The 11579-nt window shown below is 69.0% G+C and carries 9 protein-coding genes; 3 read left to right on the top strand and 6 right to left on the bottom strand.

Features of this window, described 5'->3' with window-relative positions; translation table 11 throughout:
- Positions 1–109 precede the first annotated feature (109 nt).
- A complete protein-coding gene (locus tag ON19_RS08450) occupies positions 110–835 on the top strand; it encodes a TetR/AcrR family transcriptional regulator (RefSeq protein ID WP_043688727.1) in 726 nt (241 codons plus the stop codon).
- Positions 836–1026: 191 nt separating this feature from the next.
- Here ON19_RS08450 and ON19_RS08445 read toward each other — a convergent pair whose 3' ends face one another.
- Entirely contained in the window at positions 1027–1995 is a 969-nt protein-coding gene (locus ON19_RS08445; protein WP_043688726.1) for a helix-turn-helix transcriptional regulator, read from the bottom strand.
- 97 nt (positions 1996–2092) lie between these two features.
- On the opposite strand from ON19_RS08445, the gene ON19_RS08440 reads away from it, so the two are divergent.
- Positions 2093–2503, top strand: a complete 411-nt coding sequence (locus ON19_RS08440) for a VOC family protein (RefSeq protein WP_043688725.1) — start codon at positions 2093–2095, stop codon at positions 2501–2503.
- 286 nt (positions 2504–2789) lie between these two features.
- Here the strand turns inward: ON19_RS08440 and ON19_RS08435 are convergent, their stop codons facing one another.
- Positions 2790–3584 carry an HAD family hydrolase gene (locus ON19_RS08435; RefSeq protein ID WP_227954416.1) on the bottom strand — a complete coding sequence of 265 codons (795 nt, stop codon included), beginning with the start codon at positions 3582–3584 and terminating at the stop codon, positions 2790–2792.
- A gap of 89 nt (positions 3585–3673) precedes the next feature.
- A complete protein-coding gene (locus tag ON19_RS41315) occupies positions 3674–5923 on the bottom strand; it encodes an Hsp70 family protein (protein ID WP_051168652.1) in 2250 nt (749 codons plus the stop codon).
- Between the two features lie 536 nt (positions 5924–6459).
- Between ON19_RS41315 and ON19_RS08420 the strand changes: the two genes are divergently transcribed.
- Positions 6460–7221 (top strand): SDR family NAD(P)-dependent oxidoreductase, encoded by a 762-nt coding sequence (locus tag ON19_RS08420; RefSeq protein WP_043688849.1) that lies wholly within the window; start codon positions 6460–6462, stop codon positions 7219–7221.
- A gap of 63 nt (positions 7222–7284) precedes the next feature.
- Here ON19_RS08420 and ON19_RS08415 read toward each other — a convergent pair whose 3' ends face one another.
- The 3 genes from ON19_RS08415 to ON19_RS08405 all read right to left on the bottom strand — a co-directional run bounded on the left by ON19_RS08415 (position 7285) and on the right by ON19_RS08405 (position 11155).
- A complete protein-coding gene (locus ON19_RS08415; RefSeq protein WP_043688724.1) occupies positions 7285–8874 on the bottom strand; it encodes an FAD-dependent oxidoreductase in 1590 nt (529 codons plus the stop codon).
- A 6-nt stretch (positions 8875–8880) separates the two neighbouring features.
- On the bottom strand, positions 8881–9888 hold the full coding sequence (locus ON19_RS08410) for an AurF N-oxygenase family protein (protein ID WP_051168651.1): 1008 nt from the start codon (positions 9886–9888) through the stop codon (positions 8881–8883).
- A 160-nt stretch (positions 9889–10048) separates the two neighbouring features.
- Positions 10049–11155, bottom strand: coding sequence for an Hsp70 family protein (locus tag ON19_RS08405; RefSeq protein WP_227954417.1), 1107 nt, complete (start codon positions 11153–11155; stop codon positions 10049–10051).
- Positions 11156–11579 lie beyond the last annotated feature (424 nt).

The raw sequence follows: 11579 nt of genomic DNA, 5'->3' as shown, positions 1-11579 counted from the left end.
CACCAACGTTCCATGCCAACTCCTAGAGGCTCTAAATTTTCTAGAGGCTCTAGAAAAACAAAGGATCTCTAAGATGTCAACAGATGTGTGGACCAGAAGAAGGGCGAGGATGTCGACACGAACCGGCGGCAGGCGCGAGCGGTTGCGCAAGGCCACCTTGGAAGAAATCCACGAGGCGGCGCGCAAACTTCTGGTCGAGCAGGGATCGGCCGCGGTGACCATCAATGCGGTCGCCAGGGAGGTCGGGATGAGCGGGCCGTCGCTCTATCACTACTACCCCGGCCACGACGCGCTGGTCGGGGCGGTGACCGCGGACTTCTTCGACGAGCTGGCCGCCGCGATGGAACAGGTCAGGGATGCCCATGCCGACGCGCCGATCGGCGAGCGCATTGTGGCGGTCTGCCGCGCCATGCGCGCTTGGGCGATCACCCATCCGGCCGAGTTCGGCTGGATCTTCGCCGCCCCGATCACCCCGCTGAACCGGCGACCGGATTCCGAACGCCACCGAGCCGGACTGCGGTTCGAGCGAGTGCTGTTGGATCTGACGATCGAACTGTGGCGGACGCGCCCTTTCCCGGTACCCGATCCGGCCGACCTGCCCCCGTCCTTACGCGAGCAACTGACCGCCTATTCGGCCGCTATCGACGACCAGCTGCCGCCCGAGGCCGCGCACGTCTTCCTGTCCTGCTGGATCCGGCTGTACGGGCTGCTCTGCATGGAGGTCCTGCACCAGCTCGACTTCGCCTACTCCGACCTGGAACCCGTCTATGAGGAATGCCTCCGTGACCTGACCGGCATCCTCGGCCTCACGCCCCCCGACCAACCGTCCGCATGAGCATGCCCCGTTGCGACCGCGCTCGACACACTCTGCGGGCGGTTCACCGGCACAGGTCGATCCGACGCCGTCGCGGCTTCCCGCGGACCCCGCACTCAGCAGGTCGCTCAGCTGCGCAACGGCGGATGGGTCCGCGCTCCGGCTGACATCAGCAAGGGCCATGAGGAGCGGAGGAACCGCCCGACGGATTGTCACGATGCCGCGCCGGGCCCACTGTCCGGTCCATAGCGTTCGAGCAGTTCGGCGCCGAGGCGGGCCAGTTCGGCGCGGACCTCCGGTGGACCGAGGACCTCGATGGAGCCGCCCCACCCGGCCAGCTGCTGGGCGAGCATCCAAGCGGTCGGGGCGGTGACGCGGACTCGGACGCGACCGTCGTCGGCGGGGCCGTCCACGACGCAGTTCCTGCCCTGCTGGTCACGCAGGATCGGCAACAGGCGTTCGGAGATCAACACAGTGGCGGCGGTGGTCGCGCGCCGCTGCTCCATCTCCTCGACCACCTGCGCCCAGGCGGCGGCGAGATCGAAATCGTCCGGGCGGTGGGCCGGTTCATCGGTGAGCGATGCCTCGGAGATCCGGTCGACGCGAAACGTCCGCTGTCCCCGCTCGGTTCCGGCGACCAGGTACCAGACGGCGTCCTTGTCCACCAGGCCCCAGGGGGCCACGAGCCGCTCGGACCGCTCGCCGGTGCGGTTCGCATAGCGCAGCCGCACCTTGTTGCGCTGCACGACAGCTCGTTGCAGCAGCGCCACCACCGGCGGCAGTTCGCGATCGGTCGCACCCCAGCCCGCGGGGTCGATCACCACGGCGTCGGCAGCTGCCTGCGCGTCGCCGCGGAAGGTTTGCGGCAGCGCCCTGACCAGCTTGCGCAGCGCCGACCTCGCCTCCGGCACGGCACCCGCGGAGGGACCCGCCAGCAGGAACAACGCCCGCGCCTCCCCCGCCGTCAGCCCGCTCAGATCGGTGCGCGCACCGCCGACCAGCGACCATCCCCCGCCGCGTCCCGGCTGCGGATACACCGGCACACCAGCGGCGGAGAGTGCCTCGAGATCCCGGCGCGCGGTGGCCACCGAAGTCTCGAGTTCCGTGGCGACCTGCGCTGCCGTCACCCGCCCACGGGTCTGCATCATCAGCAGGATCGCTACCAATCGGTCCGCTCGCATAGGCACAATTCTGCCGCGGAAAGTGCTCATTCGGTGCGCACTTTAGCTCGGATGATGGTTGTACAAGCACGAGAGAACAACTCGAAGGAGAACCACCATGCTGCGCGGAATGGCGACGAGCACCTTCTACGCCGACGACCTCGAGGCCGCCAAGGACTGGTACACCCAGTTCTTCGGCGCCGAGCCCTACTACCACGTCGCAGGCGGCTACTACGAGTTCCGCATCGGCGATTACCAGCACGAATTCGGCATCGTGAACCGCGCCTACGCACCGGAGGGCGCGCGCAACGCACCCGGCGGCGCGATCGTCAACTGGCACGTGGACGACCTGCAAGCGACATTCGACCGGCTGCTGGAACTCGGCGCGACGGTCTACGACCCCGTCACCCCCAGGGGCAACGGCGGGGGCTTCGTCACCGCCTCCGTGGTCGACCCGTTCGGCAACGTCCTCGGTCTCATGTCGAACCCGCACTACCTGGAAGTCCTCGCCAAAACCGGTCCCGCGTAACCGGAAAGGCGGGACGGCGCGGCGTCGGGCGAAGCCGATGAGCCCCGACGCCGGGCCGCACAGCGGAAACCCTGCCACGCGACACCGGGCCGTGCGGCGGTCGCCCGACGATGCGAACACCGCATCATCACGTCGCGGCGTCGAACGCCATTCGACCGAATACGGCCACTCCACGAGGAGACCGGTGTCCGCGGCGCTGCGCCGTCGAACCGATCGTCAGCGCCGTTCGCTATCACCACCGATGTGGCGAGCGACTATGCGGCGCGGGCCCTCGGCTCGCGATTCTTCAAGGACGGAACCAGCGCTCCAGAACGGTGGCGACGCCGTCCTCGAGGACGTGGCCGGTCACTTCGTCGGCGAGGTCGCGAATATCGGCGGGCGCGTTGGCCATGGCGACCGAGTGCGCTGCCCAGCGCAGCATCTCACGATCGTTGTATCCGTCGCCGATGGCCAGCGTCGCTTCGTCCGGCACGCCGAGGGCGATGCGCAGTTGTTCCAGCGCCCACCCCTTGGACACGCCCTGGCGGGAAACGGTGACCCACGGCCCGAATTCGCCGTGCACCCAGCTCGCCCCCGGCACGCGCAGGGAGCGCAGCGCTCGCAACATCTCCTCCAGTGAACCGTCCGGCCACCAGCCGTTCAGTCGCGGGGTCGGTTCGCTGCTCAACACGTGGTGGTCGACGAGCAGGTACTCGCCGAGGGAGTATTCGCCGGGACCGGCTCCGGTGGCCCAGGTGCCGACGCCGACCTTCTCCACGGCGAAGATCATCGCGGGGAACAGCGCGCGTAACGCGGTGATCGCCGGTGCGGGATCGAAGGACTGGATCGCGACCGGCTCCCCTCGGGCCACGTCGATCTGCACGGCGCCGTTCGAACACAGCGCATGTCCCTCGAACAGACCGAGTTCGGTGAGCACGGGACGGGTGGTGAGCAGTGTGCGCCCCGTCGTCACCACGACATGCGCACCCGCTGCCACGGCCGCGCGCACCGCCGCGACCACCCGCGTACTGATCGGTGTTCCCGTATCCAGCAGCGTCCCGTCCACGTCCAGCGCGATCAGCTGGGGACCCCCGGAGGCCATCAGCCCATTGTGCATCGCCGGCGCGACACCCGTCAGCGAATCCGGGGCCGCGAGACCCACACGCGTGCCGGACAATTCACCGTCGGCCGCTACCGCCCGCGGCCTCCGCCTCCGGCGCCACCCGCGGACGATCCGCCCGCCGACGAGCCCCCGACCGAGCCGGACCGGCCCCGCGAACCGCTGGACGACGAAGCGCCCGAGGAGTTCCCACCCGACGACGACGCGCCGCCCGCGCGCCCGCTGGATGCGGAGCCACCGGTCGAGGACGAGCCACCCGACGACGAATTACCGGCCGAACCACCCGAGGACGAACCATGCGATGAGGGGTTGCTACCCGAACCACCCGGCGAACCGTGCGACGAGGCGTTGCCAGCAGAACCACCCGACGAACCGTGCGACGAGGGGTTACCACCCGAACCACCCGACGACGAACCATGCGACGACGAGTTACCACCCGAACCACCCGACGACGAACCATGCGACGACGAATTGCCACCCGACGACGACCCACCAGGGGACCCACCGGCCGAGCCATCGGACGATCCATTCGCGGAAGAATCACTCGTAGAACCACCGGTCGATGCGCTCCCACCGCTGGAGCTTCCACCGGACGACGTTCCGCTGGAGGAGGTTCCCGCGCCGTCTCCCGACGACGATCCCCCGGTACCTCCAGCAGAGGAATCGCCTGACGAACTCGTGCCGGAGGTGCCGCCATGCTCACCCGATGCCGCACCGGCACCCGGCGAGCCGGACGTCCCGCTCGACGGACCGCCCGCCGAGTCCCCCGGCGCAGTCCCACCGGAACCCGGGCCGGTCTCCGCGGGCGTCGAACCGTTCTGCGGTGCGGGGACGGTCGAGCCCGGCATCCCCACCGGCGGCGTCCCGGCGCCGGGAGCGGGTATCTGGCCCGGTGCGGGCGGCTGCGCGGGCAATCCGGTCCCCTGCTCGGGCAGCGGCAGACCGGGAGTCGGCGGCAGACCTGGACCGGGCGGCTGCGCGATGTCTCCGGGTGCGGGGCGCACGACCGGGCCGAACGGTAGTGGGTTCACGAAGTAGGCGGGATCGCCATACCCCCCGTGGCGCGATCCGCGCGGGGCGCAGCAGTTTCGCGGGTGCGAGCCGAGCTGCGACTCGGCCATCGAAGGACCGTAACCGGCGCTACGCGGAGCCGGTGTGATGAATCGGGTGTAGGCGGAGGTCCGTTGCGAGAGGAACGCGGGCAATGCCCGGCCCGAGTTCCGTGTGGTCGGCGCCGACATCCAGGACCACGCGTCGGCGAGACGCTCGCTTCCGACGTCGACCAGCAGGCTGTCGCTCGGCGCCGCGAGGTCCGGGAGGCGCTCGAGCATCGGCGACAGCTCCGGCACGGTGGGGCCGCCGAACACGGTCACCGCCGACATCGCGACCGCGGAGACGACTGCCGCACTGGAGAACACCGCGACGCGGGGCGCCACGGCGTGTTCGCCCGACGCGCCGAGCGCCATGGTGCGCGCCGCCATGAGAGCGGCCCCGGCGGCGACGGTCTGGCCGGGGTCCGACGAGATCACGACGGGCCGACCGAGTTCGGCGAGAGCGCGTGCCACTTCGGCGGGACGCGATGCGCCGCCCACCAGCAGGATGCACCCGATATCGGACAGGGTGATGTCCGCCGCACGCACGCAGTCGCGGACCAGTTGGAGCGAGTCCTGTATATGGGTGACGCGCAACCCGTCGATGTCGACGATCGACGTCATCGACAGTCCCGCGGACGCGGCAGACACGTCGGGAGCGTACCGAGCGATCATCGACCCCAGCGGCCTGCCGCCGAAGTCGTAGGAGCGCACCGGCTTCCCGATCATCGGATGGTTGTCCCAGTCGGGACCGACGCGCACGATGCTCACGTCGAGGCTGGTGCCGCCGAGGTCGTAGATCAGCACGAAGCCGGTCCGCAGCGGGCCGTGCTCGTGCTCCAGCCATTCCGCGGCGGCGACGGGTTCGGGTACCAGGAGCACGTCGCCGCCCCCGGATAGGTCGAGCGCCTGGCGCAGCAACGCGACCTGCTTGTCGGAATACATTGCCGGGTAGGTGGCCACGACGCCCGCCTGGGACGCCTCCGGCTCGACCGCTCGCAGCTCGTTGACCACCGCCGCGACGAGATTGGCCGGCGACCAGATGCGGCCGCCGACGGTCACCGTGTCCGGATCCCGGCCCAGGTCCGCGAAATCCGTGACCGCCATGCTGAATTGCGGAATCCCGCCGAGGCGTAGTCCGCCCGCGCTGTCGAAGGTCACCGCGGTGCGCCGAGACCGCACCGCCGGGCGTGGTCGTTCCGCACTGACCGAAGCCGTCACGGAGTTCACTGCACCGATGCTGAAACCCAGACCTGTAGTCATTCGCTATCCCGTCAACGCACCGTGACCACGTCCATCACACGGACCTTCCGGTGGCCGCGGTCGTCTTCCAAACAGCCACCACAGGTTAGCTGTTTCGCGTCCACACGGATGCGCAATTGATACGAAGAGTTCGATCGGACGCCACGATCGCCCGAATTACCAGGTGAATACGTGTCAATTCAACTGTCCAGTACGCTCGACATCGCCAAACGTGCTGAGCGCCCTTCAATTCCGCTACCTTACAGCGATCTCGTTATCCCTCGACAATCCGACCCATAGACTGTTTATCCCCGAGTAAACACACCTCGTGACAGACACCAACCGGTCGGTAACTAGCTCTTCGCCATAGTCGCCCGTTGGCGCGGAAGGAAGCCCTGCCGCGTATTAATGACACATCAACTAGACGTCCGATTCGCGCCAGCATCGCCGCTTGCGCCCGGCTTGACTCGACAGCGGATCCCACCACGGAGGTGAGATCGCGCGAACGAAAGGGAATGCGGACGATGGCAACACGATTCGCCGAGCAGGTCGTACTGATCACCGGTGCGACCTCGGGTGTGGGCAAAGCGGTGGCGATGCGGGTCGCGAGTGAAGGCGCCGCGGTCGTGCTCGGCGCACGGGGCAAGGACGCGGGCGAGCAGATGGTCGCGGACATCCGCGCGGCCGGTGGCCGTGCGCTGTTCGTGCCGACCGATGTCACGGTGGAGCAAGATGTGGCCCGGCTGACCGACGCCGCGGTGTCCGAATTCGGTCGCCTGGACGCGGCATTCAACAACGCGGGCGCCGTGCACGCGTTCGGCCCGGTCACGCAGATCGATGAGGCGGGCTGGCGCGCCGACCTGGAGCTCAACCTCACCAGCGTGTTCTACGGCCTCCGGCATCAGGTTCCGGCGCTGGCGGCTTCCGGCGGCGGCGCGATCCTGAACAACGCGTCGAATCTCGGTGTGGTCGGGATGGGTTCGGTGGCGCCGTACGTGGCCGCCAAACACGGAGTCGTCGGCTTGACCCGGGCCGTGGCGCTCGAGGCCGCCGACCAGGGCGTACGGGTCAACGCGCTGGTGTCGGGAGCGGTCGACACGCCCGCGTTCCGGAACTCGATGGGCGCGACGCCCGAAGGCGAGGCCGCCATCGCGGCGCTGCACCCGGTGGGCCGCATCGCCGCGCCGGAGGAAATCGCCTCGTTCTGCGCCTACTTGCTCAGCGGCGAAGCGAGTTTCGTCACCGGCGCCGCCCTGGCCATCGACGGCGGTTTCACCGCGCGCTGAACTCCGGAACGTGGGACCGCCTCGGGATACCGGTGCGACCGAAGTATCCCGAGGCGGGGTTCGTCAGGCGCGGGCCAGTAAGCGGCGAACTCGGCCGGGGCGCGCCGCCGCCGCTCCACCGGCACGCACCGCGGGCTGCCGCAGCCGCACCAGCCGATCGAACTCCGCGGCGGTACCTGCGGGTTCGGGCAGGCGGCCCGCGTTGAAGTCCGCGGCCAGCTGCCGCACCGTCTCCTGCGCACAGGACTTGTTGGTGCCGATGAAGCCGGTCGGCCCGCGTTTGATCCAGCCGGTCACATAGGTGCCGGTGACCACCGGGCCGCCCGCGCGCTCCAGGACCACCCGGCCGTCCACGTTCGGGATCACCGCGGCCTGCTCGTCGAACGGCAGACCCGGCAGCGCGACGCCGCGATAGCCGACCGAGGTGAGCACCAGGCCCGCCTCCAGCCGCTCGGTCTGGCCGGTCGGGACGGCTCGAACGCGACCGTCCGGATCGGTGACCAGCTCGTTGCGGCCGACCTCGATGCCGGTCACCCGATCGGTCCCGAGGATCTCGGTGGGCGCGGACAGATAGCGGAAGACGATGCGCTTGCGCTCCCCGACCGGCCGCGAGCGCACGCTGTGCAGCAGCCCCAGCTTCTGTTCGACGTGGAAGGGCAGATCCGGGCCGCGTTCGGGCAGCTCGCCCTCCACCACGATGTCCACATCGCAGCCCAGCAGGCCGACGAATTCCGGCACCGTGAAGGCGGATTCGAGCGGGCCACGCCGGCCGAGCACGACCACTTCCTCGATCTTGCTCTCCCGCAGCGCACGCAGCGCGTACGGCGCGATGTCGGTGCCCGCCAGCGTCTGCGGGTCGCTGGTCAGCACGCGTGCGACGTCGAGCGCGACATTGCCGTTGCCGACGATCACGGCGCGGCGGGCGGACAGATCGAAGGCGCGGTCGGCGTAATCGGGATGCCCGTTGTACCAGGCGACGAAGTCGGTGGCCGACACGGTGCCCGCCAGATCCTCACCCGGGATGCCCAGCTTGCGATCGGAGGACGCGCCGACCGCGTAGATCACCGCGTGGAAGTGGTCGAGCAGTTCGGCGTGCGAGATGTGCGCGCCGATGTCGACGTTCAGATACGAACCGAAACCCGGCTGCGCCGAGATGACGTCGAACAGCTCGCCGACCTTGCGGGTCTTGTCGTGGTCCGGCGCGACGCCGTGCCTGGCCAGCCCGTAGGGCACCGGCAGCCGGTCGAACACGGTCACCGATACCTCCGGCTGGGTCAGCAGTTCGTCGGCGGCGTACATCGCCGACGGCCCCGACCCCACGATCGCCACCCGCAGCGGCGCGCCCTCGGTATCGATCCGCGCCGCGGGCACCGGGCGCGCCAGCAGCGGGCGCGGCCGGGTCTGCCGGTAGAAATCGGCGTTGATCTCGATGAACGGCTTCTGCTCAGCGGTCAGCTTCTTCGATGACACGATGGCGTCGACCGGGCACGCGGTGGCGCAGGCGCCGCAGTCCACGCACGCCTTCGGGTCGACGTACAGCATCTCCGCCGTCCGGAAATCCGGTTCGTCGGGCGTGGGATGGATGCAGTTGACCGGGCAGGCGTACACGCAGGACGCGTCGCTGCAACAGGACTGGGTGACGACGTACGGCATACCGGCTCAGGCGACCTTGCTCGCGGCGCGCAGCGGCTCCGACCGGTACCGGGTGCTGGGACCGTCGATCCCGAGCGCCTTCCAGACCGCCTTGGCGACCGGGTTCATCAGCCCGATGTCCTTGGCCAGGGCGCGCACGTCGCAGAAGTAGTCGCTGAAGACCTGCTTGGCCTCCTTCGAGCCGTAGAACAGCTCCTTGCGGACCTTCTCCGGGATGTCGAACTCGGTGAAGAACGAGCGCGGCGGGGTGACGATGGCGCGACCGAGGATCCACATGACGATCGGCATGGCCAGCGAGAGGATGAATTTCTGCGCGGGCTTCGCATGCGGCACACGGTTCTTCAGGAACTCGTGCGCGAAGGAGATGTGCCTGGCCTCTTCGGCGACGTGGATGGCCATCACGCCGCGCATGATCGGGTGCACGTCGTCGCCCGAGCGCAGAATCTGCTTCTGGATGTGGTCGATCGGTTCCTCGCCGGCCAGCACGGCCATGAAGAACAGGTTCGGGAACCAGGCCGCCACGGGCGCGCCCAAGTACTTGAACTTGCTGACCAGCGGGCCCATGCCGGGCACGTCCAGCCCGATGCGGTTGACCATCTCCTGGAACATCAGGGTGTGGTTGTGCTCCTCGATCATCTCGTGGGAGCAGTACCGGAACTCCGGCGAACCGTTCGGCAGGCCGAAATTGTGGATGACCATGCCGCTGATCAGGATCGACTCGAACTGCAGGCCGACCTTCGCGATGTTCGCCTGCCGGTACTTGCCGACCGCGATCTTCTGTTCGTCGGACAGCGCCTGGTACCAGGGGTGGCGGGCCACGGTGTCGGCGGACACCGGCAGGATCCAGCGCTCTTCACCCGCGTCGGCGGCGAAGTCGGGGTTATCCCAGTCGATGTCATCGAACGGGTCGAAATGCTTGTTGACCGATCCCTCGGAGAGCAGCAGCAGCTTCGCGGCGTACTCCTGCGCCTTCTCCAGATCGGGATCGACTGCGGGTGTCACGGCTGCGGACATCGTCGTCACTGCCTCTCCTCGATGGAACCGTTTAACTGTATCCCATAGTTACACCAACGGAGAGTCACGTCAACCCAACAGTTGCTAGGGCCGCCCGGCGATGCGCGCCCTCATCACGCGCACCGCCGGACGGCCCTGTTTCATCGCGGCCCCGCTGTGCCTAACTCACCAGCACCCCATCTCCGGCCGCCAAGATCGAGGTCCCGAAACCGAAGACCGCCGAGGTGCTCGTGACGACCATCACCCGGCCCAGCCTGCGCCGAGTCCGGCGCGACAGCATCAGGGCACGCGTGGTGGCGCGACGACGGGCACGGCGGCGCCTGGCCTGGCGCTGTTCGGCCGCGGCTTCGGCCGCGGCCGCGGCCCGCCTGCCGATGATCGCCGCGCCGTCGGCGGTGGTCCGCTCCGGGTCCGACGCGGTGATCACCGGCCTGGCCAGTTCCGCGGCGAGCACCTCGGCCACCTCCGCCGGTCGCGCCGCCCCGCCGACCACCAGGACGCAGTCGACGTCGGCCATGGTCACGTCCGCGACCCGCAGACAGCGGTAGACGAGTTCGATGGACTCCCGGACATGGCGGGCCCGCAGCTCACCGGCGATGCCGTCGGCGACCGACTCCGAGACCGAGTTCGAGGTCAGACCTGGGCCGGCATGCGCGGCGATCAACGCACCGAACGCGCGGCCGCCGAATTCGGTCGACCGCAGCGATACACCGACGATCGGGTTGTGCGGGCACCCGGCGCCCACGCGGACCAAGGTGACGTCCAGCCCGGCGCCGCCGAGATCGTAGACCAGCGCGAGGCCCGGCATCAGCGGACCGCGGTCGGCTTCCAGCCAGGCCGCCGCGGCGACGGGTTCGGCGACCAGCGCGACCTGCGTGAGGTCGACCCCGTCCAGTGCCGCACGCAACGCGTCCACCTGCTCGTCGGCGTAGCGGGCCGGATAGGTCAGCGCGATGCCGAGCCCGGCGGCGCCCGGAGGCCGATCCTGCACCGCCTCGCCGACCAGGCATTTGGCCACCGTGGCGACGAGGTCCGCCGGTGCGAGCGCGCGATTGCCCACCCGCGCCCACGTGCTGGAACGCTGCGTGAGGTCGGCGAATTCGGTGACCGCTCGACCGTGCCGTGGAATCATGCCCACCTTGGCCACGCCGGTGCTGTCGAAGGCCAGTGTCGTGCGCCGCGTGATGGTCTGCGGGCGCTGCGTTTTGCGTCGCCCCGGCGGAGCCTTGGCCGAACCTTCCTCCGCGAGAACCGAAACCGTGTTCACCGTACCGATGCTCAACCCGAGACCAACCGCCATCGCAATCCACCCGATCGCCGTGCCGATTTGCTTCGAACGCCGTCCAGGCAACCACTCCGCGATCTTCGTGCCAAGCCCGGACATCCGATTGTCCGCAAGCCGCCTGTCCGCGACCGCGCCGCTTTCCCGATCTGCGACGCCCTCACCTGGCCCACCGGCACTACACATGCCGTCCAGTCGGATTTCCTTGCGACACGCGGGGATAGACCGTGCCCGGTGGAAGTTTGCCGGATTTCCGCCCTCCGCTCCGGATCTCGCCCCCCTATCCGTCTCACATGCGGAGACTTCCCTTGACGAGTCCGGGCGGAGCGGTGCGAGAAATTAGCCGAGGCGGCAGGCCGCCGGGAAGGCGGCGGGGACGGCACCTCCACCTGCCGCTCGGTTCGGATCG

Source organism: Nocardia abscessus NBRC 100374 (assembly GCF_000308455.1).
GTDB classification, from domain to species: domain Bacteria; phylum Actinomycetota; class Actinomycetes; order Mycobacteriales; family Mycobacteriaceae; genus Nocardia; species Nocardia abscessus.
Note: the sequence above shows the minus strand (reverse complement) of the source record. Positions and strands in the feature narration are given on the sequence as shown.

What these genes read in the sequence shown, in the direction of transcription:
- ON19_RS08450 (WP_043688727.1), top strand. Translation starts at nt 110, where the DNA reads ATGTCGACACGAACCGGCGGCAGGCGCGAGCGGTTGCGCAAGGCCACC.
- ON19_RS08445 (WP_043688726.1), bottom strand. Translation starts at nt 1,995, where the DNA reads ATGCGAGCGGACCGATTGGTAGCGATCCTGCTGATGATGCAGACCCGT.
- ON19_RS08440 (WP_043688725.1), top strand. Translation starts at nt 2,093, where the DNA reads ATGCTGCGCGGAATGGCGACGAGCACCTTCTACGCCGACGACCTCGAG.
- ON19_RS08435 (WP_227954416.1), bottom strand. Translation starts at nt 3,584, where the DNA reads ATGGCCTCCGGGGGTCCCCAGCTGATCGCGCTGGACGTGGACGGGACG.
- ON19_RS08420 (WP_043688849.1), top strand. Translation starts at nt 6,460, where the DNA reads ATGGCAACACGATTCGCCGAGCAGGTCGTACTGATCACCGGTGCGACC.
- ON19_RS08415 (WP_043688724.1), bottom strand. Translation starts at nt 8,874, where the DNA reads ATGCCGTACGTCGTCACCCAGTCCTGTTGCAGCGACGCGTCCTGCGTG.
- ON19_RS08410 (WP_051168651.1), bottom strand. Translation starts at nt 9,888, where the DNA reads ATGTCCGCAGCCGTGACACCCGCAGTCGATCCCGATCTGGAGAAGGCG.